At 60.8% G+C, this 24,806-nt stretch carries 23 protein-coding genes; 16 read left to right on the top strand and 7 right to left on the bottom strand.

All coding sequences use genetic code 11. The features are described from left to right. Window positions 1–209: 209 nt before the first annotated feature. The 9 genes from OH720_RS14430 (at window position 210) to OH720_RS14390 (ending at window position 10,237) form a co-directional block, all read left to right on the top strand. Window positions 210–1,028 carry an ABC transporter substrate-binding protein gene (locus tag OH720_RS14430; protein WP_272606174.1) on the top strand — a complete coding sequence of 273 codons (819 nt, stop codon included), beginning with the start codon at window positions 210–212 and terminating at the stop codon, window positions 1,026–1,028. A 10-nt stretch (window positions 1,029–1,038) separates the two neighbouring features. Then, window positions 1,039–2,817: a cis-3-hydroxy-L-proline dehydratase gene (lhpI, locus tag OH720_RS14425; protein ID WP_272606454.1), complete on the top strand. Its 1,779-nt coding sequence runs from the start codon at window positions 1,039–1,041 to the stop codon at window positions 2,815–2,817. Beyond that, the gene (locus OH720_RS14420) at window positions 2,810–3,475 is read left to right on the top strand and encodes an amino acid ABC transporter permease (protein WP_180206907.1); all 666 of its coding nucleotides are present in this window, start codon (window positions 2,810–2,812) and stop codon (window positions 3,473–3,475) included. Before lhpI ends, OH720_RS14420 begins: the two co-directional genes overlap by 8 nt. Window positions 3,476–3,485: 10 nt before the next feature. After that, window positions 3,486–4,136, top strand: a complete 651-nt coding sequence (locus OH720_RS14415) for an amino acid ABC transporter permease (protein WP_180206908.1) — start codon at window positions 3,486–3,488, stop codon at window positions 4,134–4,136. Then, a complete protein-coding gene (locus tag OH720_RS14410) occupies window positions 4,129–4,851 on the top strand; it encodes an amino acid ABC transporter ATP-binding protein (protein WP_272606173.1) in 723 nt (240 codons plus the stop codon). Before OH720_RS14415 ends, OH720_RS14410 begins: the two co-directional genes overlap by 8 nt. Before the next feature lie 119 nt (window positions 4,852–4,970). Continuing rightward, window positions 4,971–5,999: a trans-3-hydroxy-L-proline dehydratase gene (locus OH720_RS14405; RefSeq protein ID WP_272606172.1), complete on the top strand. Its 1,029-nt coding sequence runs from the start codon at window positions 4,971–4,973 to the stop codon at window positions 5,997–5,999. 125 nt (window positions 6,000–6,124) lie between these two features. Continuing rightward, a complete protein-coding gene (locus tag OH720_RS14400; protein ID WP_272606171.1) occupies window positions 6,125–7,042 on the top strand; it encodes a dihydrodipicolinate synthase family protein in 918 nt (305 codons plus the stop codon). A gap of 71 nt (window positions 7,043–7,113) precedes the next feature. After that, window positions 7,114–8,508, top strand: coding sequence for a fosfomycin efflux MFS transporter AbaF (gene abaF / locus OH720_RS14395; protein ID WP_008059774.1), 1,395 nt, complete (start codon window positions 7,114–7,116; stop codon window positions 8,506–8,508). 148 nt (window positions 8,509–8,656) lie between these two features. Continuing rightward, window positions 8,657–10,237 carry an aldehyde dehydrogenase (NADP(+)) gene (locus tag OH720_RS14390; protein ID WP_272606170.1) on the top strand — a complete coding sequence of 527 codons (1,581 nt, stop codon included), beginning with the start codon at window positions 8,657–8,659 and terminating at the stop codon, window positions 10,235–10,237. A gap of 32 nt (window positions 10,238–10,269) precedes the next feature. Here OH720_RS14390 and OH720_RS14385 read toward each other — a convergent pair whose 3' ends face one another. After that, window positions 10,270–11,277 carry an Ldh family oxidoreductase gene (locus OH720_RS14385; protein WP_272606169.1) on the bottom strand — a complete coding sequence of 336 codons (1,008 nt, stop codon included), beginning with the start codon at window positions 11,275–11,277 and terminating at the stop codon, window positions 10,270–10,272. A gap of 305 nt (window positions 11,278–11,582) precedes the next feature. Between OH720_RS14385 and OH720_RS14380 the strand changes: the two genes are divergently transcribed. Both OH720_RS14380 and OH720_RS14375 read left to right on the top strand, forming a co-directional pair. Beyond that, entirely contained in the window at window positions 11,583–12,794 is a 1,212-nt protein-coding gene (locus OH720_RS14380; protein ID WP_272606453.1) for a patatin-like phospholipase family protein, read from the top strand. Window positions 12,795–12,833: 39 nt separating this feature from the next. Further along, window positions 12,834–13,319: an adenosine-specific kinase gene (locus OH720_RS14375; protein ID WP_272606168.1), complete on the top strand. Its 486-nt coding sequence runs from the start codon at window positions 12,834–12,836 to the stop codon at window positions 13,317–13,319. 22 nt (window positions 13,320–13,341) lie between these two features. On the opposite strand, the gene OH720_RS14370 is transcribed toward OH720_RS14375, so the two are convergent. From OH720_RS14370 to OH720_RS14345, 6 genes are all read right to left on the bottom strand, one after another. Continuing rightward, on the bottom strand, window positions 13,342–14,244 hold the full coding sequence (locus OH720_RS14370) for a universal stress protein (RefSeq protein WP_272606167.1): 903 nt from the start codon (window positions 14,242–14,244) through the stop codon (window positions 13,342–13,344). 127 nt (window positions 14,245–14,371) lie between these two features. After that, complete coding sequence (locus OH720_RS14365) at window positions 14,372–15,271, bottom strand: polysaccharide deacetylase family protein (protein ID WP_272606166.1); 900 nt, start codon at window positions 15,269–15,271, stop codon at window positions 14,372–14,374. A 62-nt stretch (window positions 15,272–15,333) separates the two neighbouring features. Beyond that, a complete protein-coding gene (locus OH720_RS14360) occupies window positions 15,334–16,242 on the bottom strand; it encodes an NAD-dependent epimerase/dehydratase family protein (RefSeq protein WP_272606165.1) in 909 nt (302 codons plus the stop codon). Window positions 16,243–16,281: 39 nt separating this feature from the next. Next, on the bottom strand, window positions 16,282–17,016 hold the full coding sequence (locus OH720_RS14355; protein ID WP_272606164.1) for an SDR family NAD(P)-dependent oxidoreductase: 735 nt from the start codon (window positions 17,014–17,016) through the stop codon (window positions 16,282–16,284). A gap of 42 nt (window positions 17,017–17,058) precedes the next feature. After that, entirely contained in the window at window positions 17,059–18,339 is a 1,281-nt protein-coding gene (locus OH720_RS14350) for an APC family permease (protein WP_336299070.1), read from the bottom strand. A 447-nt stretch (window positions 18,340–18,786) separates the two neighbouring features. Then, window positions 18,787–19,701, bottom strand: coding sequence for a LysR family transcriptional regulator (locus tag OH720_RS14345; protein ID WP_272606162.1), 915 nt, complete (start codon window positions 19,699–19,701; stop codon window positions 18,787–18,789). An 85-nt stretch (window positions 19,702–19,786) separates the two neighbouring features. On the opposite strand from OH720_RS14345, the gene OH720_RS14340 reads away from it, so the two are divergent. From OH720_RS14340 to OH720_RS14320, 5 genes are all read left to right on the top strand, one after another. Then, window positions 19,787–20,848 carry an LLM class flavin-dependent oxidoreductase gene (locus tag OH720_RS14340; protein WP_272606161.1) on the top strand — a complete coding sequence of 354 codons (1,062 nt, stop codon included), beginning with the start codon at window positions 19,787–19,789 and terminating at the stop codon, window positions 20,846–20,848. A 65-nt stretch (window positions 20,849–20,913) separates the two neighbouring features. After that, window positions 20,914–21,453 carry a flavin reductase family protein gene (locus OH720_RS14335; RefSeq protein ID WP_442967294.1) on the top strand — a complete coding sequence of 180 codons (540 nt, stop codon included), beginning with the start codon at window positions 20,914–20,916 and terminating at the stop codon, window positions 21,451–21,453. A gap of 72 nt (window positions 21,454–21,525) precedes the next feature. Continuing rightward, a complete protein-coding gene (locus OH720_RS14330; RefSeq protein ID WP_272606160.1) occupies window positions 21,526–22,917 on the top strand; it encodes a spinster family MFS transporter in 1,392 nt (463 codons plus the stop codon). Window positions 22,918–22,925: 8 nt separating this feature from the next. Beyond that, entirely contained in the window at window positions 22,926–23,339 is a 414-nt protein-coding gene (locus OH720_RS14325) for a GFA family protein (protein ID WP_272606159.1), read from the top strand. Between the two features lie 33 nt (window positions 23,340–23,372). Further along, a complete protein-coding gene (locus OH720_RS14320; RefSeq protein ID WP_272606158.1) occupies window positions 23,373–24,746 on the top strand; it encodes a DUF1329 domain-containing protein in 1,374 nt (457 codons plus the stop codon). Window positions 24,747–24,806 lie beyond the last annotated feature (60 nt).

Here is a 24,806-nt window from a genome sequence, read left to right as displayed (position 1 = left end):
TCGCACACAGGTTGCTCCCTTCTGTAACACCCACCTGCCTCGCGCCATGGTGCCGTTGCCCTGCTCCCGACGTCTGAACCGCCCTGACTCAAGGGCTGGAAAATATTTGCCTGGAAAAAGGCAAATCGGCACAACCGTTGCTATTGTTAATATCGTATACGAAATCCCCAATACGATATCTAACAGCACTTTCAGATAACGAGGCCTCTATGAAAAACCCCGCATTTGCCGTAGCCCTCAGCGCTGTTCTCACTTCCACCTTCATCGCCACCGCGCACGCCGACAAGCTCGACGACATTATCGGTTCCGGTAAGCTGCGCTGTGCCGTCACCCTGGACTTCCCGCCCATGGGTTTTCGAGATGCCAGCAACGCGCCGGCCGGTTTCGACGTGGACTATTGCCACGACCTGGCGAAAATCCTCGGGGTCGAGGCCGAAGTGGTCGAAACACCGTTCCCGGACCGTATTCCGGCGTTGATATCCGGGCGGGCCGACGTGATTGTCGCCTCGACCTCCGACACCCTCGAACGGGCCAAGACCGTCGGCCTCACCGTGCCGTACTTCGCCTTCCAGATGGTCGTGCTGACCCGCGACAACACCGGCATCAACAGCTTCGACGACATCAAGGGCAAGGCACTGGGCAATACCAGCGGCACCTTTGAAGCCATTGCCCTGGAGAACGATGTGAAGAAATGGGGCAGCGGCAGCTTCCGTGCCTACCAGTCACAAAACGACACCCTGTTGGCAGTGGCCCAGGGGCACATCGACGCCACGGTGGTCACCAATACCGTGGCCGCCGCGACGATCAAGTCGGGCAAATACAAAAACCTGAAGATCGCCGGCAACGCGCCCTACACCATCGACTATGTCTCCCTGGGTGCCAAACGCAACGAGTACGGCCTGCTCAATTACCTCAACCTGTTCGTCAACCAGCAGGTGCGCAACGGTCGTTACAAGGAGTTGTACGCCAAATGGGTCGGCACCGAGATTGCGCCGACCGACCTGACCGTGCCAAAGGTCTACTACTGAGATGTCCGGCATGCCCGGGGCCACTTCTCTGACGGGTCGCCGCCTGGTCCCGGGCTCTGCCCAGGGCGCCCTGTTGTTTGCCGATGTCGGGCTGAGCTTCTGGGGCGGAGTCGACCCCTTTCGGGGTGAGGTCATCGACCGTCACCATCCGCTCAGCGGCGAATACCTGACCGGTCGTGTGCTCGCCATTCCCAGTGGCCGCGGTTCGTGTACCGGCAGCAGTGTGCTGATGGAACTGATCAGCAACGGTCATGCGCCGGCCGCCCTGGTACTGGCCGAGGCCGATGAGATCCTGACCTTGGGCGTGCTGGTGGCACAGATGATTTTCGAGCGTTCCCTGCCGGTGCTGTGCATCGGCCGGGAGGCCTTTGCCGCCTTGCGCGGCAAGGCGTTTGCCCGAATCGACGGTGCCGGGCTGGCCGTGTTCGATCACATACCCGTCGACAATTGGCAACCCTGCGAAACGCCAATGCAGGCCCATGCAGCCAGCGCGTCAATGGTACTGAGCGAACTCGACCATGCGCTGCTCGACGGCGCGCATGGCAAAGCGGCGCAGATGGCCATGCAAGTTGTCCTGCGCATGGCCGAACTGCAAGGCGCTCTGCGTCTGATAGATGTCACCCAGGCACACATCGACGGTTGCATCTACACGGGACCTGCGAGCCTGCGTTTTGCCCAACAACTGGTGCAGTGGGGCGCGAAGGTTCGGGTACCCACTACCCTCAATTCAATCTCCGTAGACCAGCGCCGCTGGCGCGAGTTGGGCATCGACCCACTGCTCGGCGAGCCGGCCAGTGCCTTGGGCGACGCCTACATGGCGATGGGCGCACAGCTCAGTTTCACCTGTGCGCCCTACTTGCTCGACAGCGCACCGAAAGCCGGCGAGCAGATCGTCTGGGCCGAATCCAACGCGGTGGTCTACGCCAACAGCGTGCTCGGCGCGCGAACCTTGAAATACCCGGACTACCTGGATATCTGCATCGCCCTGACCGGCCGCGCGCCCCTGATCGGCTGCCATCTGGACGCGCCACGCAAGGCCCGCCTGCGCGTTGAATTACCAGAATTGGGTGAACTCGACGATGCGTTCTACCCCTTGCTCGGATACCACATCGGCGCCCTCGCAGGCAGTAGGATCCCGCTGGTATTCGGACTGGAACAACACCAACCGCACCTGGACGATCTGAAAGCCTTTGGCGCGGCGTTCGCCACCACGTCCGCCGCGCCGCTGTTCCACATCGCCGGGGTCACACCCGAAGCACTCGACCCGGCACAGGTGCTGGAACCGGATACCCCGCTGCCCGCGGCAACCATCCGCCTGGAGGACCTGCTCGTCAGTTGGCGTGAGCTCAACAGCGCCAGGGACAACCGCGTGGATGTGGTCTCGCTGGGTAACCCGCACTTCTCGCTCAGCGAGTTCGCCCGCTTGGCAGAGCTGTGTCGCGGCCGGGTCAAACACCCCGGTGTGGTGCTCGCCATCACCTGCGGTCGTGCGGTGCTGGAGCAAGCCCGTGACGCCGGGCATATCGCTGTGATTGAGACCTTCGGCGCCATCCTGGTGACCGATACCTGCTGGTGCATGCTCGGCGAACCGGTGATCCCGCCCACCGCCACCACCTTGATGACCAATTCGGGCAAGTACGCCCATTACGCACCCGGTCTGGTGGGGCGCACCGTGCACTTCGCCAGCCTGGCCGAATGCGTCGATGCCGCCTGCACTGCCACCGCCAGCGGGCGTTTGCCGCGCTGGTTGCAACCCGCCTTGCCGAGGGAGAACCACTCGCATGTTTGATTACACCTTCCAATGGCGCGCGGCCCTGCGCGCCCTGCCGGACATGCTCTCCGGCGCCTGGGTCACGTTCGAGACGGCTGCGCTGTCGATGATTTTCGGTGTGCTGATTGCCCTGGCCCTGACGGTCATGCGCGAAGCCAGGAACCCGCTGCTGCGCGGTATCGGCAACGGCTGGGTATCGATTGCCCGCAACACCCCGTCGCTGTTCCAGGTGTACATCCTGTACTTCGGCCTCGGCTCACTGGGGCTGCACGTCAGCTCCTGGCTCGCGCTGCTGGCCGGCATCACCTTCAACAACGCAGGTTACCTGGCGGAAAATTTCCGCGGCGGGCTCAAGGCGGTGCCCCACACCCAGGTGCGTGCCGCGCGCTCCCTGGGCATGAGTGCCTTCCAGACCTACCGCATGATCATCGTCCCGCAACTGCTGCGAATCGTCTTCTATCCGCTCACCAATCAAATGGTGTGGGCGGTGCTGATGACCTCGCTGGGGGTCATCGTCGGCCTTAACAACGACCTGACCGGAGTGACTCAGGAATACAACGTCAAAACCTTCCGCACCTTCGAATACTTCGCCATCGCAGCCGTGCTGTATTACCTGATTGCCAAGGCGATCGTCGCGGCAGCCCGGCTGATGGCCTGGCGGTTGTTCCGTTACTGAGGAGCTGTGCATGTTTTCCACCGAGTTTTCCGCCAATGACCTGTTGTTCCTGCTCGACGGCGCCTGGGTCACGCTGCAGTTGACGTTCTGGGCGATCATCCTCGGCTCCGTTGCCGGGCTGTTGTTCGGGTTGCTGCGGGCCCTGTTCCCACGGGTCAGCCTGCCGCTGGCCTGGGTGCTGGACGTGTTTCGCAGCGTGCCGTTGCTGATCCAGTTCGTCCTGTTCAACTCACTCAAAAGCATCGTCGGCCTGAACATCAGCGCCTTCAGCGTCGGTTGCATTGTGCTGGGGGTCTACACCGCTGCGTACTTCACCGAAATCGTGCGCGGCGGCGTGCTGTCGGTACCGTTCACGGTGCGCCGCGCCAGCCGCTCGCTGGGCCTGAGCTTCCTGCAGGATCTGCGCTGGATCGTCCTGCCGATGGCCACGCGCGTGGCCTTTCCCGGCTGGCTGAATCTGGTGCTGGGCGTGATGAAAGACACCGCGCTGGTGATGTGGATCGGCATCGTCGAACTGTTGCGCGCTTCGCAAACCATTGTGACCCGCATCCAGGAACCGCTGGTGGTGTTGTGCATCGCGGGCCTTATCTACTACGTCATGAGCCTGGTGGTCGCACGCCTCGGCGCTCGTCTGGAAAGAAGGTGGCAAGAAAATGATTGAGATCGACAACGTACATAAATCCTTCGGCAATCTCGAAGTGGTCAAGGGCGTGAACCTCACGGTGAGCAAGGGCGAGGTGGTGTCGATCATCGGTGGCTCCGGCTCTGGCAAGTCGACCTTGTTGATGTGCATCAACGGCCTGGAACCGATCCAGAAAGGCAACATTCGTGTCGACGGCGTCGAGGTCCATCACAACGCCACCGACCTTAACCGCCTGCGGCAGAAGATCGGCATCGTGTTCCAACAATGGAACGCCTTTCCGCATTTGACGGTGCTGGAAAACGTCATGCTGGCACCGCGCAAAGTGCTGGGTAAAAGCAAAGCCTGCGCCGAGGAACTGGCGGTACGGCAACTGACCCACGTGGGCCTGGGCGACAAACTCAAGGCCTTCCCCGGCAAGCTGTCCGGCGGTCAGCAACAACGCATGGCCATCGCCCGCGCCCTGGCTATGTCGCCGGACTACATGCTGTTCGACGAGGCCACTTCGGCGCTCGATCCGCAGTTGGTGGGCGAAGTGCTGGATACCATGCGCATGCTCGCCGAGGACGGTATGACCATGGTGTTGGTGACTCATGAGATCCGCTTCGCGCGGGACGTATCCGACCGCGTGGCGTTCTTTCGCAACGGCCTGGTGCACGAGATCGGCTCTCCGGATCAGGTGATTGGCAATCCGGTGCATGCCGAGACCGCGGCGTTCCTGAAATCGGTGAAATAGCTGATGGACCTATCGCGAGCAGGCTCACTCCTACACTGGGTCTGTGCCGCACAAAAAACCTCCTGTAGGAGCGAGCCTGCTCGCGATGAGGCCCTCACAAACAACACAAGGAGCAGAGAATGCGTTCATCGAAAGTGATTCATGTGGTCAGTTGCCACGCGGAAGGTGAAGTCGGCGACGTGATCGTCGGCGGCGTCGCACCACCGCCCGGCGCTACTGTGTGGGAACAATCGCGCTGGATCGCCAGGGACCAGGTCCTGCGCAACTTCGTACTCAACGAACCGCGTGGCGGTGTGTTCCGGCACGTCAACCTGCTGGTGCCCGCCAAGGACCCGCGGGCGCAGATGGCCTGGATCATCATGGAACCGGCGGACACGCCGCCGATGTCCGGCTCCAATTCATTGTGCGTGGCCACCGTGTTGCTCGACACCGGCATTTTGCCAATGACCGAACCGCAAACCCGGCTGGTGCTCGAAGCCCCCGGCGGCCTGATCGAAGCCGTAGCCGACTGCCGTGACGGCAAGGTCGAACGGGTGGAAATCAAAAACGTGCCGTCCTTCGCAGATCGCCTTGAAGCGTGCATTGAAGTGGAAGGTGTCGGCACACTCAAGGTCGATACCGCCTATGGCGGCGACAGTTTTGTGATTGCCGATGCCCAGGGCCTGGGCTTTTCAGTGAGCCCCGATGAAGCCGCCGACCTGGTGGCGGTCGGGCTGAAGATCACCCGGGCAGCCAACGAGCAACTGGGCTTTGTGCATCCGCTGAACCCCGAGTGGTCGCACATTTCCTTTTGCCAGATCGCCGCGCCGGTCGTTCATGAACAGGGCATTGCCACGGGCGCCAATGCGGTGGTGATTCAACCGGGCAAGATCGACCGCTCGCCTACCGGCACTGGCTGCTCCGCGCGAATGGCGGTGATGCATGCCAAAGGTTTGCTGGGCGTCGGAGAGCGGTTTATCGGTCGTTCGATCATCGGCTCGCAGTTCCACTGCCGCATTGACTCACTGACCGAAGTGGCTGGGCGCCCTGCCATCTACCCATGCATTTCCGGGCGGGCCTGGATAACCGGCACCCATCAATTACTGCTCGACCCAAGCGATCCGTGGCCACAAGGCTATCGACTGTCGGACACCTGGCCGGGCGCCTGAATACTCCATCGCTAACCCCCGACCAACGGCCAGGATAAATCCCGAAAACGTAGAAAAACCACTGGCTGATTTCTTTCACTTTTAATATCGTATACGAAATACAATAAACAACCCCGGAGGCAACAATGAGCAAGCGCATTAACTGGAGCGGCGTGTTCCCAGCAGTCACCACGCAATTCAACGATGACTTCTCCATCAACCTGGAAAAAACCCATGAGGTCATTTCCAACGTGATACGCGACGGTGTATCGGGACTGGTGGTGTGCGGCTCGGTAGGCGAAAACACTTCGCTGAGCGCTGCGGAAAAAATTGCCGTGACCGAAGTCGCGGTCGCGGCCTCAGGCGGCCGTGTGCCGGTGATTTGCGGCGTCGCCGAGTTCACCAGTGTGGAAGCGGCCAAGGTCGCCAACGCGGTACGCCGGGTCGGCGTCGATGGCGTGATGCTGATGCCGGCGCTGGTCTACGGTTCCAAGCCGTTCGAAACCGCCGAGCATTACCGTTACGTGGCGAAAAACGCCGACGTGCCACTGATGGTCTACAACAACCCGCCGATCTACAAAAACGACGTGACCCCGGACATCCTGATTGCCCTGGCCGACTGCGACAACGTGGTGTGCTTCAAGGATTCCTCTGGCGACACCCGCCGCTTCATCGACATTCGCAATGAAGTGGGTGACCGTTTCGTGTTGTTCGCCGGCCTCGACGACGTGGTGCTGGAAAGTCTCGCCGTGGGCGCTGAGGGCTGGGTGTCGGGCATGTCCAACGTGTTCCCCAAAGAAGGCGAAACCATCTTCCGCCTGGCCAAGGCCGGACGCTACGCCGAAGCCATGCCGATCTACGAATGGCTGATGCCGATCCTGCATCTCGACGCCCGTGCCGACCTGGTGCAGTGCATCAAGTTGTGCGAAGCCATCGCCGGTCGCGGCAGCGCCCTGACCCGTCCGCCACGCCTGGCCCTGCCGGAAGCCGATCGCGTCTTCGTCGAGCAGATCATGGCCAAGGCCCTCGCCAACCGTCCGCACCTGCCGGACGTCGGTCTCTGAGTGATTGTCGGGAGGGTCCATACGGGCCCGACCCGGCTGCCTGTTTTTGCGCCCCTACAGGAAACGCCAGCATGCCCAACGCTCAACACACTCAAAGCGCAACCACACCCTCGGGACTCAAGCGTGTCGTGGCCGCCGCCATGGCCGGCACCGTTGCCGAATGGTATGAATTCTTTCTCTATGGCACCGCTTCGGCACTGGTCTTCGGCCAGTTGTTCTTCCGCCAGACCGACAGCCCCATCGACGGCATCATCGCGGCCTTCGCGCTGTATGCCGTGGGCTTCCTCGCCCGTCCGCTGGGCGGGCTGGTGTTCGGTCACTACGGCGACAAGTACGGCCGCAAACGCCTGCTGCAATTAAGCCTGGTGGTGGTTGGCATCACCACCTTCCTGATGGGCTGCCTGCCCGGCTTCAACCAGATCGGCTATGCCGCGCCGGTGTTGCTGGTACTGCTGCGGTTGATCCAGGGCTTCGCCTTTGGCGGCGAATGGGGCGGTGCGATTTTGTTGGTGTCCGAGCACTGCCCGGACAATCGACGCGGCTTCTGGGCCAGTTGGCCGCAAGCCGGTGTACCGGCCGGCAACCTGGTGGCGACGGTCGCCCTGCTACTGTTGTCGTCGAACCTGTCGGAGGAGCAATTCCTCGCCTGGGGCTGGCGCGTCGCATTCTGGTTCTCGGCCGTCGTGGTGTTGATCGGCTACTGGATTCGCACCAGTGTCGATGACGCGCCGATTTTCAAGGAGGCCCAGGCCCGCCAGGCGCAGACCCGGCACCAGCAACTGGGCGTGGTCGAAGTGCTGCGCCACCACTGGCGCTCGGTGCTGGTCGGTATCGGCGCGCGGTTTGCCGAGAACATTCTCTACTACACCGTCGTGACCTTCTCGATCACTTATCTGAAACTGGTGGTGCACAAGGACACGTCAGAGATTTTGCTGCTGATGTTTGGCGCTCACCTGCTGCACTTCTTCCTGATTCCGTTGATGGGTTACCTGTCGGATCTGGTCGGGCGCAAACCGGTTTACCTGGTCGGAGCGGTACTCACCGCTTTCTGGGGATTCGTCGGTTTCCCGATGATGGACACCGGCAACAATTGGCTGATCATGGCGGCCATCACCCTGGGCCTGGCCATCGAGTCGATGACCTACGCCCCGTACTCGGCGTTGATGGCCGAGATGTTTCCGACCCATGTGCGCTACACCGCACTCTCGCTGTGCTACCAGGTGGCGCCGATCTTCGCCGGCTCCCTGGCCCCACTGATCGCCATCACCCTGCTCAACAAGTACCACAGCTCGACACCGATCGCGCTCTATCTGGTCGGTGCTTCGCTGATCTCCATCGTGGCCGTCGGGCTGACCCGGGAAACCCGTGGCAAATCGTTGCACACGGTAGATGCCGAGTCTGCTGCGCGGATTGCAGCGCTGGACCCGACTGCGGCGACCCCACGTCGCGCCGATTCACTGGCGTAAACCCTGTAGGAGCGAGCCCGCTCGCGATGGTCTCCAACGATAACGCGTGCATTCTGGATTCACGCGGTGCCCTTGAGTGCTTCGCGAGCAGGCTCGCTCCTACAGGGGGGTTGTATTACCCCCCCTTTTTTTTGACAGGAGCTTTTAGATGCCTGAGATCCTCGGTCACAACTACATCGGCGGCACACGTAGCGCCGCCGGCAGCATCGCGCTGCAAAGCCATGACGCAAGTACTGGCCAAGCCCTGCCCTTCTCGTTCATGCAAGCCACCGCAGATGAAGTGCACGCCGCCGCCCAGGCCGCCGCAGCCGCCTATCCGACCTTTCGCAACCTGCCGGCCAGCCGCCGTGCGGAATTTCTTGAGGCCATCGCCACGCAGTTGGAGGCGCTGAACGATGAATTTGTCGCCCTGGTGAACCGAGAGACGGCACTGCCGACCGCTCGCCTTCAGGGTGAGCGCGCTCGCACCAGCGGCCAGATGCGCCTGTTTGCGCAAGTCCTGCGCCGTGGTGATTTCTACGGTGCGCGCATCGACTGCGCCTTGCCCGAACGCCAACCACTGCCACGGGTTGATTTGCGCCAATACCGGATCGGCGTCGGTCCGGTCGCTGTGTTCGGTGCGAGCAATTTCCCGTTGGCGTTTTCCACCGCCGGTGGCGATACCGCTGCCGCCCTGGCGGCCGGTTGCCCGGTGGTGTTCAAGGCCCACAGCGGACATATGGCGACGGCCGAGCTCGTGGCCGACGCGATCATCCGTGCTGCCGAGCAGACTGACATGCCCAAGGGTGTGTTCAACATGATCTACGGGTCTGGCGTGGGCGAAACCCTGGTCAAGCATCCGGCGATCCAGGCTGTCGGTTTCACCGGCTCACTCAAGGGAGGCCGTGCCCTGTGCGATATGGCCGCTGCACGAGCACAACCGATCCCGGTGTTCGCTGAAATGAGCAGCATCAACCCGGTCGTGGTGTTGCCCGAAGCCTTGCAAGTTCGTGGCGAGAAAATCGCCGGTGAGCTGGTGGCATCGGTGGTCCAGGGCTGCGGTCAGTTCTGTACCAATCCTGGCCTGGTCATCGGCATCTCGTCACCGCGATTCGACGCATTCACTGCGCTGCTCAGTGGTTTGATGAGCGAGCAACCGCCGCAGACCATGCTCAACGCCGCAACCCTTGCCAGCTATAAAAAAGGCGTGCAAGCGCTGCTCAGCCATCCTGGGGTGACCCACCTGGCCGGTCAGGAACAGCTGGGCAATCAGGCCCGACCACAACTGTTCAAGGCCGACGCCAGCCTGCTGCTCAATAGTGACGCGCTGCTACAGGAAGAAGTGTTCGGCCCGACAACCGTGCTGGTGGAAGTCGCCGATGCAGGCGAACTGTTGCGGGTACTGCAGAGCTTGCACGGCCAGCTCACCGCCACCTTGATTGCTGAAGCCATCGACCTGCAAATCTGCGCGGGCGTCCTGCCTCTGCTGGAACAGAAGGTGGGTCGTGTACTGTTCAACGGCTACCCCACCGGCGTCGAAGTTTGCGATGCGATGGTGCATGGCGGCCCCTACCCGGCCACTTCCGATGCCCGTGGCACCTCGGTCGGCACCCTGGCCCTCGAACGTTTCCTGCGACCGGTGTGCTACCAGAACTGCCCCGACACCTTGCTGCCCGAAGCGCTGCAAAATGCCAACCCATTAGGCATCAATCGCCTGGTCAACGGCGCCCTCCAGCGCCAATCGCTGTAAACCAGACGGGCGCCATGGGCGCCCGCTTCCTTTCAATCCAGCAGCGCCTTCAAGTCCTCATACAACGCCTCGGGAATCTGCACCCCTTCCACCAGGCTGCGCGCTCGCGCCTCATAGCGTCGCTGCGACGGCAAGCGCGCGCCCTGTCCTTCGATTCCCTGGAACAACACTTCGGCCCTGGCCAGGTGCTCCTGGGTTGCATCGCCCAAAAAGCGCCGGGGATCCAGGGCGATGATCAGTTCGCCATGATAAGGCGATGACTTGCTGCCCGCGTCGTAAGCCAGTGATTCAGCGCTGGTCAGGTCGCCAATCAGCGGCCCGGCAATCAACTCCACCATCGCCGCCAGTGCCGATCCCTTATGCCCGCCGAACGTCAGCATCGCGCCGCTGTCGAGCACCACACTGGCATCGCTGCTCGAATGGCCTTGCGCATCCACGCCCCAACCTTCGGGGATCGCCTTGCCGGCACGTCGATGCAGCTCGATATCGCCGCGTGCGATGGCGCTGGTGGCAAAATCGAATACAAAAGGCTCTCGCCCTGCACGCGGCCAGCCAAAGGCAATGGGATTAGTGCCGAACAGTGGCAAGTGCCCCCCGGCCGGCGCAACCCAGGCATGGCTCGGATTACACGCCAACGCGACCAGGCCGGCCTGGGTCAGTTGCTCGATCTCCACCCATAACGCGGAAAAATGCACGCAGTGATTGATCGCCAGCGCGGCAATCCCGTTGGCACGGGTTTTCTGCGTCAACAACGCGAGCCCCGCCTGAAACGCCAGCTGCGAAAAACCACCCCCGGCATCCACCCGCACAATCGACGGCGCCTGGTCGATGACCCTCGGCTCGGCATTGGCCGACACCTTGCTCGCCCGCAGGGAATTGACACACCCAAGAATCCGGTACAAACCGTGGGAGGCGCAGCCATCACGCTCACCCGCGATGACCGTCGCCGCCACCGCTTGCGCATGGGCCAGATTAAAACCGTTGTGCAACAGGATCGATTCGGCCAATTCACGGGCTTCGATCAGGGTCAGTCGGATCATATTCATCTCCCAGGACAGACCGGTCAGGGTGATCCGGTCGAAGCCACCTGGCTTGATGCGTTTTTGCCCCTGGTGTGACGAAATCGGCATACCGCAGGAATGGATATGTACACCTGAAAGGCAATCATCAGCAGAGATAACGCAAAATGGCGCGCGCCCAATGAGTTTTTTTATCATCTAAACGAGCGCAGAATGAGCTACCCGGCGTTCGAGTGACGTGTCGCGGTCAATTGGCGAGTGGTCATCTCGAGCGCCATGGGCAACGAGCTCGCTTGCTGTCGACTGCAAGGGCCGGAGGAGGCGTTTTGAAACCATTCCCGCTCAAACCCGGCACCTCGACCCTGGACGTATTTCTTCAAGCGTGCCTGCCCCGCCGTGACGCTGTTCCGCCCACCTTGACGGAAAAAGCGGTCATCCCGGGCATTCCCCATGCCCGCTACAGGCTGGACCACGACCTGACGCCGTTCATTCAGGATGCGGTTCAATCCAACAAACGTGAGAGCGAGCTTCTCGCCCAGGCCGGGAAGCCGAACGATATCCTGCCGCCGGCCAGTATGCTGGCCGTTTCCGGCGGCGGCGATGCAGGCGCATTCGCAGCGGGACTGATTGCCGGGTGGACCACCCATGGCACCCGGCCCATGTTCAAGGTCGTCACGGGCATCAGCGCGGGAGCCCTGGTCGCCCCGTTCGCTTACCTGGGGCCGGAGTACGACGGCGTGATCCGGCACGTCTGCAATGGAGTCGGTCCAAAAGACATTTTTCATTCGCGAAACGTGCTGACCCGTTTCGCCAGCGACGGCATAGCGGACAGCAAGCCACTGTCGCGGCTCATCACAAAACACATCACTGCGCAGATTCTGGCGGCGATCGCGGCCGAATACGCCAAGGGCAGGATCCTGCTGATCGGCACCACGGACCTTGATGCAGGGCGCCCCGTCACCTGGAACATGGGCGCCATTGCCGCAAGCCAGGCGCCGGGCGCGCTCGAGCTGTTTCGCAGCATCATGATCGCGTCGATGAGCATTCCCGGGGCCGTCTCACCCGTCATGATCGATGTGGAGGTTGACGGCAAACAGTTTCAGGAAATGCACGTGGACGGCGGGGTCATCACTCAAGTGTTTCTTTACCCGCCTGGCACGCTGGTGAGGCTCAACAGGGCCGCCGGAGTCCCTTTGCGACTCGAACGTCATTTCTATGTCATTCGCAACGGGACACTGGAGCCGCAGTGGTCCGGGACCAAGCGCCGCACATTGAGCATCGGCGGTCGAGCCATCAGTGCATTGATTCAAACCCAGGGGATCAGCGACCTGGAGCGAATCTACCGCATGGCGCAGCAGGATGGCGCGCAATTCAACCTGGCGTACATCGGCTCCGACTTCAACGTTGCGCGCACCCAGAAATTCGATGGCGAGTACATGAAGCGTTTATTCGATTACGCCTGGCAACTCAGCGCGAAGGGCTATCCGTGGCACAAATCGCCGCCCTCGCAAAACCCCAGGCTACGTACCCATCGCTGAAAAACCCTGCCCGCAACATCGTGAAAGGAGGCGTTTAAAATGCAACTCATCACGTTGAAAATCGAAAAGCCGGAAGATACGAACTTCATCCTGGGCCACACGCACTTCATCAAGTCCGTCGAGGACATCCACGAAGCCTTGGTCAATGCCGTGCCGGGTATCCAGTTTGGCGTGGCCTTTTGCGAAGCTTCCGGCAAATGCCTGGTGCGATGGTCTGGCACCGATAGAGCAATGGTGGAACTTGCACAGAAAAATGCCAAGGCCATCGCCGCAGGCCATAGCTTCATCATTTTCCTGGGCGACGGCTTCTATCCGCTGAACGTGTTGAACACCCTCAAGATGGTGCCAGAGGTGTGCCGAATTTTTTGTGCAACCGCCAACCCGACTGAAGTGATTGTCGCCGAGACCGAACAAGGGCGAGCCATCCTTGGCGTCGTGGATGGTTTCTGCGCCCGTGACATTGAGGGCGACGACGACATCCTGTGGCGCAAGAACCTGTTGCGGCAGATTGGCTACAAGCAATGAATGCCGTTGATAGCCAATCCAATCACTGATCCGCAGCCCCCGTCACGGCGAAAATGTTGCAGGGCACCTGATACAGCACATGCTCCGTGGTACTGCCCACCCATTTGCCCAGCCCCTTGCGATGGGCATTGCCCATGACGATCACATCGGCCCGGTGATGCGCGGCAAAGTCGGCCAGCGCTTTGCCAGGTGACGCTTCAACAAAGTGTTGTCGCTCACCCGGCACGCCATAGTGGTCGGCCAGGGCGATAAAGGTCTTTTGCAGCGACTTGCGCACATCGCTGCTGAAACCTGGCATCGTCACGGCACCCGCGCCTGCGTCGGACATATGTGTGCGCGATGGATCGTAGGCATGCAGCAGATGCAGTTCGGCGCTGCATTGCATCGCCAATCCGTTTGCCGCCTGGATGATGCTGTCGTTGATACCGGTGATCTGCGTCTCAGGGTGTGACGGATCGACTGCCGCCACGACCACCCGCGGCAATGGACACCTGACCTCGCTGACCAGATGCACAGGCACGGGACATTCGCGCAACAGGTGCCAGTCCAGAGGAGTGATGAAAACGCGCTTGAGCGCTGACTCGTGTTGCACGTCCTTGATCAACAGATCGGCCTGCATTTCTGCCACATGCAGCAGTATTTCTTGCAACGCGGTGCGCGTAACAAGCACTTCGGTACTCACCTTGATCCCGCGCTCGCGGATCAGGTCGGCCTCATCCTCCAACCACTGTTGGTTCTCTTGCTGGCAGGCTTCACGAAAACGCGCCCCAGCGCTCTTCAAGCCCAGGAGGTGGGAGTCTTCGATAAACACCGTGATGTGCAGCGCCGCGCGTGTAGCTTGGGCAATGGCGACTGCTCGCTCCAGCGCCGGGGTGTGACGCATGGCGGGACCGGCTACCAGAAAGAGTCGTTGATACTGGCTCATGCAACACCTCCAAAAGTTTCGGGGCGTTTCACAACACCGACGATTCACGATCGCCTCAACTACCAATATACGCCTGGATTCCACTCATGGAGTAACGACCATCCCTCGATGGCCGCTTCCCCTTACATCAAATACCCTTATGAGCCTTAACGGGCCCCTGGTAATAAGGCAGCGTGTCAATCCGTGGTTGATAGGCACCCGTGGCTACGCTGCGCTGGATATGCGCGGCGATCTCATCCATCCGTGCAAACCAGACATCACCTTTGGCCATCATGTATTCGATCAACTTCGACACTTCATGCCAGCGCGACAAACGACCGGAAAGGAACGGGTGCCAGACAGGCACGAAGAGCGCGCCATACTCCCAGGCTGCATCGAACTCGGCCTTGAAAACCTCGACGGCGCGTTGCGGTGACTGAATCGGCATCTGGAAATCGAGGTCGATGCTGTGCATGTACTGCGGCCAGTCATCCAGCGCCCAGCTGGAGGGAAGTTCCACCAGCTCTCCCGCCCCGGTGCGCAGCAGATAAGGCACATCATCGCCCATCAACGAAGCGTCATAACTGAAGCCGCGTTCGATCAACAAGTCAGCCGAGTGCTCCGACATATTGTAGAGCGGCGCCCGCCAGCCCCGTGGGGCCTGGCCGGTGAAGCGCTTGATGGTGTCGCAACCGCGGTCGAGCCAGTAAGCCTCTTCTTCACGGGTCAGCTCGTTTGGATGCTCATGGATGTAGCCGTGATGGGCAATTTCGTGCCCGCCTTCGACGATCGCCTCGATGGCCTGGGGATATTGTTCGATGCACCAGGCCGGAATGAAAAACGTCTGTTTGATCTCGAAGCGTCGATAGGTTTCCAGAATCCTTGGAATCGCCACCTTGGGCCCATAGTGCAGCATCGAAATACTGGCAACCCGTGTCGCGGAATCCTTGGGGTGCGCCACATGCAGAATGCTGTCCGCATCCATATCAAAGGTAAAGGCGACGGCGCAGCGAGCACCGTTTGGCCAGACAATCGGATTTTCAATCATGCTTATTCACCGGTTGATGTTGAAAGTTTGCGAATCACCCACAACAGCGATCCAGTCCCCTATCAGTACTCGTGATCCATCAACCAGTTGGAATAATGCGTGAGCCCTTGTACAAGTGACCATTGTGCTCGATAGCCCAGCTCGCGCTCGGCTGCACTCAGGTCCCATTCCCCATGGCGATCGAGATGCCAATAACCGTCGCCCACTTCGATGCGCGCACCAGGAATGATTTTACGGATGATTTCAACGGCTTGATGCAGTGTCCAGGAACGGTCACCGGCAATGTTGAATACACCGCCTTTAAGGTCTCGAGTTTCAGCCGCCAACAGTACCGCACGCACCACGTCTTCCACATGGATATAGTGGAACCGATGATCCCCGCCGGACGGCAAGCTGAATGCTTCACCACGGTGAACGGTTTTAAGTATGTCCCTGAGCACTTGCGGCATCTTGTTTTCCGGGCCGTACACTTCCGCAATCCGCAGTGAGATCACCTCCATGTCATAAAGATCGTTGTAGACCCGGCCAAAGTGTTCGGTGGCAATCTTGGTGACACCATAGGGTGTCGTTGGGTAAGTCGGCGTCTGCTCGTTTATCACACCTTCGAAATGCCCATACACAGTTTCGGAAGAAAAATTCACCAACTTCTTGATACCCGCCAGGCGCATGGCTTCAAGCAAATGAATGGTGCCATCGATGTTTGCCGCCACCGTGGTAATGGGCAGGTCTATGGACAAGTCGGGATGGGACATGGCCGCTGTATGAATGACACGATCAACGCCATGTTCCTGGATAGTCCGGACAATTCTCGGTATATCGTATAGTTCCCCCTGCACAGGGGTCATGAACTCAGACTTGGCTTCGGAGTAGTCACGATTGTAACTAATCACCTTGACGCCTTGTTCGCTGAGCTTTTTCGTCAGGTATCTGCCCACATAACCCAAACCACCGGTAATCATTACAGCGCTCATTTTGTATCCTTCTTGTTATTAGTAGAATAAGAGCTACAACTAGATCGCAGCACCGCCATTGGGGCTGATGATCTGTCCAACCATGTAATCACCCGCGGGCCCGGCCAGGGCTTCGACCATCGCCGCGATCTCATCCGGTTTGCCGAAGCGCTTCAACGGGAGGCTCGCGCGGGTCTCATCGTTGTATTCGATGGTGTCGTTGATCAGCATGTCGGTTTCGATCGGCCCCGGCGCCACCGAATTGACCAGCACACCTTTGGGGGCCACTTCCTTGGCCACCGCTTTGGTCAGCGCGATCACCCCGCCCTTGGAGGCGCAGTAGGCGGCGTAGGTGGGAAAGCCAATCAGCCCCAGCTCCGAGCTGATGTTGATGATCCGCCCCTGCCCCCGTGCCAGCATGCCCGGCAACACGGCCTGCATGCAGGCCCAGGTGCCCCCGAGATTGGTGCTGATCATCTGCTCCCACTGCGCCCAGGTCGTCTGCTCGACGGTCGCCGACACCAGTCTCCCAGCATTGTTGACGAGCACATCGACCCTTCCATAGCGACTCTGCGCCTCGCGGATGATGCCGGCCGCGGCGTCGGGATTGCTGATATCCGCTTGAACGGTGAACCCGTCGCCACCGTTGTCTTCGGCAATCTGTAGCACGGCGTCCAGTTGCTCCTTGCTGTCAAAGTAATTGAGGACCAGGTGATCGCCACTTGCAGCAAAACGCTTGGCGATTGCCAGCCCGATGCCCCTTGCAGCGCCAGTGATAACGACTACTCGTTTCATAAGTTCTCCGTTGATTTTTTAAATGAACGCCGCGCGTGGGCATCAGGACTGTTGAACTTTGGAAAGTACGGGTTTTCTGGAGACGCGCGATTGCCAGACCAGAATCAGTGCGCCAGACAATATCGTCAGCGCGCCGAGGTACCAGGCGGTGTATTGATCTTCTGGGGAAACCGGATTTGCTCCAGCGGTATAACCGATGTATCCCAACACCAGGATGGCCAGGGACGCAGGGGCCGACAAAGCCAATGCGATGCCGAAGCGCTGGCGGCGGAAAGTCATGACGATAAAGGCAGCAATGGCGGCCATGTAGGACATCACCAGGGTGATGGTCACGACGTCGTAGTACCAGACGATCTTGTCCAGCGGTTTCCACCAGAGCAGGGAAATGGCGACGGCCGAGACAATCATGCTGGCGAGCCACGGCGACTTGGTTTTGTTGACGGCGCTGAGCGCCAGCGGCAAATGCCCTTCTTCGCTCATGCGATAGAGCGTACGCGCCGCCGCACTGGAAGATATTTGCATACCGGCACAGGCCGAAGTGATCACCACGAACAAGGCAATCCAGGCCATGGCCGGTGGCAAGTAGACGTTGGCGACAGCGGCGATTGGCCCGCCGTTGCCGTCTTCGATGATGGCCGCCAGTTTCTCCACGGGCACGGCGTACTGCCAGCCGATGGCTGCGAGGGTGTAAATGACAAAGGCGCTGGTCAGGACGAGCAACATGGAACGTTGCACGGTTCGAACCGGAATACGCGACTCCTCGATGTAGTTGATCGCCGAATCGAAGTTGGCGAGCATCCAGACGCCGAACAGCACCCCCGGCCCGATCGCCGACCAGCCATCCACCCCTTGCGGGGTATACATGGACAGAACCGACAGGTCCGGGACCTGCGGGTCGATGATGCCCATCAAGCCAAGCCCCGCGACGACGGTGATCTCGAAAATCAGGAAGATGCTGGCGATTTTCGCCGTGGCATTGACGCCTTTGCAGGAAATGGCCAGGAAGGTCAGCACCATGCCCGTGCAAATCAACTTGGCGTTAAGCGCACCCGCCAGGGCCGGAAACAGCGCCTGGATGTATTCGGTGCCGATGATTGCGCACATGGCCATCACGGCCGTGCAGGCAACAGCGTACGCCCAGCCGAGAATGGTCCCGACGCTGGTATGGAGAAATCGTGAGGTGAAGGTAAAGACGCCGCCCGCCGAGGGTGCCTGACGAGTGAGGGAGATCATGCAGAACGCCATGACCAGCATGGGGAAGAAGTACGCAATCAAGATGGCCAGTGGCGCATGGTGGCCGGATATGGAATAAAGAATCGACATCGAAGAGGCTGCAATCCAGCCAGGTGCATTAAAGCCAAGTGCGGAAAACGTTACATCCCTTGTGGTGAGCGTCCCCTTGTTTAGTGCCGTATCAAGTTCACGAACAGTTCCGTCACGGTCATAACCGATGATGTCATAGAAGTTCATTTTCAGGCTCTGATTGATAGCTATAGAAGATGTTGTAGCGTCAAATCGTCTGAATGGATTTGAACGCCGCTTTTATTATTCAACTAAGCAGAATGCAGATACTTACAAATTCAACAAGCCACATCCCGAAAGCCTATTCAGAATTGACTTGTAACTTTCTTATTTTTATCGCGCTCCAGATAACCTCGGTACTGAACCTTGATTGGGCGCCAGTATAGAAACAGCCAAAAAAAACCTACCATCAGGAATATCCGATATTTGCATCTGGATTCGCGAAGTAAGTATCGGTCTTCAGGCAGATCAGGTAACCGCGCAATCCTTTATCCGCTCCCGCAGCCATTTCAAGCCAGGATCGGCGTCGAACCTGGCATGCCAATAGGCGATCAATTGCGGTGCGGGGAAATCGACCGGAGGCTCGTGGCAGCTAAGGCCGAAAGTCTCTGCAAAAGCCTCGGCAATCGGCCCCGGCAGATTGCAGATATAACCCGTTTGCGCGGCAATCACGGGCATCGCCATGAAGTTCTGCACCAGTACGCCAACCCGTCGGGCCAGCCCTTGGGCCTGCAGTGCGTCGTCGATAATGTTGCCCTCCCGTTGGTGCACTTCGATCATCACTTGCGGCCGTTCCAGGTAGAGGTCCAGCGGAAAGCGTCCGGGCGGCAAACCTTCACGCTGCCAGATCAGCGTACGCAACGAAACCGTGGTGATCGCCTCCTCCCGCAGACCCGAACCCAGCGTCATGGACGTACTGATGACCAGGTCGATCTCGCCGTTTTCCAGCAGCGCTGGCAAGGCATTGTTCGGCGGCAGCGGCACAACCTCGATCATCACACCGGGTGCCTGGTCGGCAATGTGCTGGATCAGCCGCGGCAAGATCAGGAACTCGACGAAATCGCCGGAGGCAATGCGGAACTTGCGCTGCGCCACGGCCGGCAAAAATGGCGTAGAACCCTGCAGCACTTCGTCCAGGCGGCCCAGCGCTTCGCGCACGGGGCCGATCAGTTCGCTCGCGCGCGCGGTCGGTACCAGGCCATGGCGTCCATTGACGAACAGTTCGTCGCCCAGACGCTCGCGCAGTCGCCGTAGCGCATGACTGACCGCCGGCTGGCTGAGCGCCAGGCGTTCGCCAGCGCGGGTGACGTTTTGCGTGTCCCACAGGGTCGCGAAGACCACCAGCAGGTTCAGGTCGAGGGTACGTGTATTTACGTTATGCATACCTGAAATTCCAACTATTCATTTCCCTCACTGTACAGGCTTTGATGTAGTGGCTCCAACGTTTCCCCGGTACAAGAGCCCAAGCATGAACAATAAAAAATCCCTGCAGATGGGTTGGTTCATTCCAACGATTGGCGACACCTCTGCCTTCAGCGACCCGAGTAAAAGCATCCCGCAGTCCCTCGAGCATTTCGAGCGGGTAGCCGTCACCGCCGAACAGGCCGGATTCGACTACGTGCTGGTCCCCGTCACGCCCTTCTGCTGGGATGCCTGGGTCACCGCCTCCTTCGTCATCGCCCGCACCCAAAAGCTCAAGGCTCTGGTGGCGGTGAAGCCGGGCTTCATCCATCCGGTCGCCCAGGCCAAGATGTTCGCCACCTTCGACCAGCTGTCCAAAGGACGCATCTACATCAACCTGATCGCCGGCCTCAGTGAGAAAGACGCCCACGCCGAGGGCCAGATCGTCTCCAAGGAAGAACGCTACGAGCAGTTGGAAGAAGAAGTCGAGCTGATGAAACGCCTGTGGACCGAGGAAGGTGTGGAATACGCAGGCAAGTACCACCAGGCACACGGTCCGAAAGTCATACCGGCCCCCTTCCAGCAACCCCACCCGCCGTTCTTCCTCGGCGGCGGTTCGGAGCAGGCGGCCGAAATTTCCGCCAGGCACTCCGCCGTCCACCTGTTCTGGGGCGACTACCCGGAGCGCATCGCCGAACAGGTCAAGGACATGCGTGAGCGGGCTGCCAAATACGGCCGCGGTGAAGCCATCGAGTTCGCCATGCGCCTGCAGATCATCTGCCGGGAAACCGAAGAAGAGGCCTGGGCCGCGGCAGATGCCCTGGTCAACGGCGCCGATCCGAGCTGGACCGAGCAGGTGAAAACCATGATGGCCGAGTCCGTTGCCAACCAACGGATGAAAGAGCTCTCCAACACCGTCGGCCGCAAGATGACCCCGCACCTGTGGACCGGCATCACCGAAGTGCGCCCCGGTGCCGGTATTGCCGTGGTGGGTAACCCGCAACAGGTCGCCGACCAGTTGCTGGCATTCGTCGATGCCGGTTGCAGCGGTTTCTGCCTGTCCGGCTACCCGCACCATGAAGAAGCCGAGCGCTTCGGCCGTCTAGTGATGCCGCTGCTCAACCGCTGAGCCATTGCACTCCGATCCAATAACAATCAGCCGCCGGCACACCCGGAGGTAATGGAGTACCCCTCATGAACACCCAGCATTTCGATCCCAAGCAGTTCCGCCAGGCACTCGGCGCCTTCACCACCGGCGTGACCATCGTCACCACCCGCGGCGCGGATGGCCAGGACTATGGCTTGACCGCCAACAGCTTCAACTCGGTGTCGATCGACCCGCCGATGGTGCTGTGGAGCATCAACAAGGACTCCTCGTCGGCGCACGCTTTCACCGAAGGTTCGCACTTCGCCGTGCACATCCTGGCGACGGACCAGGAGCCGCTGTCAAACCGCTTCGCCAAAAGCGGCGCGGACAAGTTCAGCGGTCTCGATCTGCAACGCGGCACCCGCGACATACCGCTGCTGGACGGCTGCTCGGCGCGCTTCCAGTGCAAGACCACGTATCAGTACGAGGGTGGCGACCACATCATCCTGGTCGGTGAAGTGCTGGCCTTCGACCGCTTCGACAAGGCCCCACTGGTGTTCCACGGCGGTGGCTACCGACGCCTGTTGCCTGTCGCCGCGGACAACAACCTCTGGCAGCAGCCCGATGCCGTCGCGTCGGCCCGTTAAGGCAGTACCGCGCGGCGACGAGTGCGCCGCGTGGCCTCGACTACAAGCACAAGCCCACGAGGTAACCCGTCGATGACCAGCACGACGACCATCCCGGCGCCGGCCACGCCTTGCGCCACGCCGTTACTGCCCCATCAGGGCCGAGCCAGCTATGCCCTGGGCGTGCTGATGCTCGCCTATGTCTTTTCGATCATGGACCGGCAGGTCCTCAGCCTGCTGGTCGGGCCGATCCAGCACGCGCTGCACGTCAATGATGCCTGGATGGGCCTGCTGCATGGCTTCACCTTTGCCGCCTTCTATTCCCTGGCCGGCCTGCCGATCGCGCGCGCACTCGATCGTGGCAACCGGCGCCTGATCATCACGGTCGGTATTGGCTTGTGGTGCCTGGCCACCGCTGCCAGCGGCCTGGCCAGCGAGTTCTGGCACCTGTTGCTGGCTCGCGTCGGGGTGGCGGTCGGCGAAGCCGTGTTGTTACCGGGCGCTGTGTCGCTGATCAGCGACCTGTTCGTGCCACACAAACGCGGCCGTGCCCTTGGCGTATTTGGCGCCGGTGGCCCGATCGGCGTTGGCGGAGGTCTGCTCGCCACCGGGCTGGTGCTCGGCTACTTCAGCGCCCATCCATTGACCCTGCCCTTGCTGGGCACCCTGGCGCCTTGGCAAACCACACTGATGTCGATCGGCCTGCCGGGGCTGATCGTTCTGCTGCTGATGGCCGGTGTGCCGGAGCCACGACTCAATCGCACTCCACGGGCATCGCCGGCCTCGGTGGCGTCGGGCGTGCCACTGGGAGAAGTGCTGGCGTTCCTGCGCGCAAACCGGCGCACCTTCGTCGCCGTCGTGTTTGGCATGGGCTGCTATAACGCGGCGGTCTACGGCGGCGGCGCCTGGGTCCCCAGCTACCTGGTCCGCGAGTTCGGCTGGACTTACGCCAAGGCCGGCACCGTGATGGGCCTGATCATGTGCGTCAGCTCGCCCCTGGGTGTGCTCGGTGCCAGTTGGCTCGGTGAATACTGGCGCCGCCGCGGCGTCGCCAATGGCAACCTGCGCGTAGCGATCTGCGCCAGCATCGTTTTGCCGCTGTGCGCCACACCGCTGCTGCTGGCGCCCAGCGCCACGCTGGCACTGCCGTTCCTGGCGCTCAGCGCGGCATGCTGGGTCAGCCTGTTCGGCATCGGCCCGGCCTTGATCGTCGAAATAGCGCCCGCGCCGATGCGTGGACAGTTCATCGCGCTGTTTACCGGCGTACTCAATCTGCTCGGGGTGGGCATCGGCCCGCTGGCGATCGGCGTGATCACCGACTACGTGCTGGTCGACCCCGCCGCCATTCGCTACTCGATCCTGATCGTCACGCTGATCGCCTGCGTCCTCGCCTGCCCGCTGCTGCTCTGCGCCCGCCACAGCTTCAGGCATACCGCCAAGCGAGCCCGCGAATGGCAACCCGCTGAACTGACCCCAAACCGATGAGAACGCTCATGAACATGATCAAAGGCAGCTGCCTGTGCGGCGGCATCCACTACTCCAGCCACCTCGGTGCGCTGTCCACCGCGGTCTGCCATTGCAGCGACTGCCAGAAACAGACCGGCAGCGCCTTCTCGGTCAACCTGCTGGTGCACGCCCAAGGCTTTCGGGTCGAAGGTTCAAGCCTTGGCTGCTACTCCAAGGCCGGTGGCAGCGGGTTGCCGGTCAAGCGCTACTTCTGCACCCGATGCGGCTCGGCGCTGTACTCCGAAATCAGCGCGATGCCCGGCCTGTTGGCGGTCAAGGCCGGCACCCTGGTGCAGCCGGCCAACCCCATACCGGATATGCACCTGTGGTGCGCCTCGGCACGGCCGTGGGTGGTCATCGATCGCGCGCTGCCGTGCTTCGAACAGGCACCCACCGAGTGAAACACCACCGTTCCAACACTTGAGAGCGACTTCATGAAAACAACAAAAATAGTGATGAAAACCGGCGCCCTGGCGCTTTCGCTGCTGGCCACGGCCGTCATGGCCAAGGTCTCTCCCGAAGAGGCCGCACAGCTGGGCACGACACTGACGCCCATGGGTGCCGTCAAAGCCGCGAACGCCGACGGCAGCATTCCGGCCTGGACCGCAGGCTTGCCGACAACGGCTGGCACGGTGGACAGCAAAGGCTTTTTGAGCGACCCGTTCGCCAACGAAAAACCCCTGTTCGTCATCACGGCAGCCACCGCCGAGAAGTACAAGGACAAGCTGTCTTCCGGCCAATTGGCAATGCTCAAGCGCTACCCGGACAGCTACAAGATCCCTGTCTACCCCACTCACCGCACCGCAGCGCTGCCAACAGGCATCTATTCGGTCATCAAGGCCAGCGCGGTCAAGACTGAAGAAGTGGATGGCGGCAATGGCCTGAGCGGTTTTGCCGATACCCGTTACTACGCTTTCCCTGTGCCCAAAAATGGCATCCAGGTGCTGTGGAACCACATGACTCGTTATCGGGGCGGCAACCTCCACCGCCTGGCAACCCGCGTCCAGCCGCAAGCGGACGGGGCGTTCAGCATGGTCCAACTGGAGGACGAGATCTCTTACCCCAGCGAGCTGCCTGACCTGGACAAGAGCAAGGCCGATAACATCCTGTTCTACTTCATCCAGCGCGTGACGGGACCCGCTCGCCTGGCCGGCAACGTGTTGCTGCTGCACGAAACCATCGACCAGGTGAAGGAGCCGCGCGATGCCTGGCTGTACAGCGCCGGACAACGCCGCGTGCGCCGTGCGCCACAGGTTGCCTATGATGGCCCGGCCACGGCCGCCGATGGCCTGGCCACCGCGGACAACTTCGACATGTTCAACGGTGCGCCGGATCGCTACACCTGGGAACTGGTCGGGAAAAAGGAGCTGTACATCCCCTACAACAGCTACAAGCTCGATTCACCCAACCTCAAGTACGCCGACATCCTCAAGGCCGGTCATATCAATCAGGACCTGACCCGCTACGAACTGCACCGGGTGTGGGAAGTGGTGGCCAAGGTCAAGCCCGGCCAACGTCACATCTATGCGACACGCCACATGTACTTCGATGAGGACACCTGGCAACTGGCCGAGGTAGACCATTACGACGGCCGTGGCCAACTGTGGCGCGTCGGCGAAGGGCATGCCCAGCAGTACTACCATAAGCAGGCGCCGGGCTATACCGCCGAAACCCTGTATGACCTGCAGTCCGGTCGCTACTCGGTACTGGGCTTGAAAAACGAGGAAAAGCGCAGCATTGAGTTCGGCGCCGTCGCTTCGGCGAACAACTACACTCCGGCCGCATTGCGTCAGGCGGGTGTGCGCTGATTGCGTCATCCACATGAATTTGGCGGCTATCCAGCCGCCTTTTTCAAGCCCCTCAGACCT

The sequence above is a fragment of the Pseudomonas sp. WJP1 genome, assembly GCF_028471945.1.
Taxonomy (GTDB): Bacteria; Pseudomonadota; Gammaproteobacteria; order Pseudomonadales; family Pseudomonadaceae; genus Aquipseudomonas.
The sequence above is the reverse complement of the archived record's forward strand: the minus strand, read 5'-3'. Positions and strand labels throughout refer to the sequence as shown.

Excerpts from the sequence above, each read along its gene's own strand:
- abaF (WP_008059774.1), top strand. The coding sequence starts at position 7,114 with ATGCCCAACGCTCAACACACTCAAAGCGCAACCACACCCTCGGGACTC.
- OH720_RS14325 (WP_272606159.1), top strand. The coding sequence starts at position 22,926 with ATGAACATGATCAAAGGCAGCTGCCTGTGCGGCGGCATCCACTACTCC.
- OH720_RS14375 (WP_272606168.1), top strand. The coding sequence starts at position 12,834 with ATGCAACTCATCACGTTGAAAATCGAAAAGCCGGAAGATACGAACTTC.
- OH720_RS14410 (WP_272606173.1), top strand. The coding sequence starts at position 4,129 with ATGATTGAGATCGACAACGTACATAAATCCTTCGGCAATCTCGAAGTG.
- OH720_RS14415 (WP_180206908.1), top strand. The coding sequence starts at position 3,486 with ATGTTTTCCACCGAGTTTTCCGCCAATGACCTGTTGTTCCTGCTCGAC.
- OH720_RS14335 (WP_442967294.1), top strand. The coding sequence starts at position 20,914 with ATGAACACCCAGCATTTCGATCCCAAGCAGTTCCGCCAGGCACTCGGC.
- OH720_RS14365 (WP_272606166.1), bottom strand. The coding sequence starts at position 15,271 with ATGATTGAAAATCCGATTGTCTGGCCAAACGGTGCTCGCTGCGCCGTC.
- OH720_RS14400 (WP_272606171.1), top strand. The coding sequence starts at position 6,125 with ATGAGCAAGCGCATTAACTGGAGCGGCGTGTTCCCAGCAGTCACCACG.
- OH720_RS14345 (WP_272606162.1), bottom strand. The coding sequence starts at position 19,701 with ATGCATAACGTAAATACACGTACCCTCGACCTGAACCTGCTGGTGGTC.
- OH720_RS14320 (WP_272606158.1), top strand. The coding sequence starts at position 23,373 with ATGAAAACAACAAAAATAGTGATGAAAACCGGCGCCCTGGCGCTTTCG.
- OH720_RS14405 (WP_272606172.1), top strand. The coding sequence starts at position 4,971 with ATGCGTTCATCGAAAGTGATTCATGTGGTCAGTTGCCACGCGGAAGGT.
- OH720_RS14360 (WP_272606165.1), bottom strand. The coding sequence starts at position 16,242 with ATGAGCGCTGTAATGATTACCGGTGGTTTGGGTTATGTGGGCAGATAC.
- OH720_RS14370 (WP_272606167.1), bottom strand. The coding sequence starts at position 14,244 with ATGAGCCAGTATCAACGACTCTTTCTGGTAGCCGGTCCCGCCATGCGT.
- OH720_RS14420 (WP_180206907.1), top strand. The coding sequence starts at position 2,810 with ATGTTTGATTACACCTTCCAATGGCGCGCGGCCCTGCGCGCCCTGCCG.
- OH720_RS14390 (WP_272606170.1), top strand. The coding sequence starts at position 8,657 with ATGCCTGAGATCCTCGGTCACAACTACATCGGCGGCACACGTAGCGCC.
- OH720_RS14350 (WP_336299070.1), bottom strand. The coding sequence starts at position 18,339 with ATGTCGATTCTTTATTCCATATCCGGCCACCATGCGCCACTGGCCATC.
- OH720_RS14385 (WP_272606169.1), bottom strand. The coding sequence starts at position 11,277 with ATGATCCGACTGACCCTGATCGAAGCCCGTGAATTGGCCGAATCGATC.
- OH720_RS14330 (WP_272606160.1), top strand. The coding sequence starts at position 21,526 with ATGACCAGCACGACGACCATCCCGGCGCCGGCCACGCCTTGCGCCACG.
- lhpI (WP_272606454.1), top strand. The coding sequence starts at position 1,039 with ATGCCCGGGGCCACTTCTCTGACGGGTCGCCGCCTGGTCCCGGGCTCT.
- OH720_RS14430 (WP_272606174.1), top strand. The coding sequence starts at position 210 with ATGAAAAACCCCGCATTTGCCGTAGCCCTCAGCGCTGTTCTCACTTCC.
- OH720_RS14340 (WP_272606161.1), top strand. The coding sequence starts at position 19,787 with ATGAACAATAAAAAATCCCTGCAGATGGGTTGGTTCATTCCAACGATT.
- OH720_RS14355 (WP_272606164.1), bottom strand. The coding sequence starts at position 17,016 with ATGAAACGAGTAGTCGTTATCACTGGCGCTGCAAGGGGCATCGGGCTG.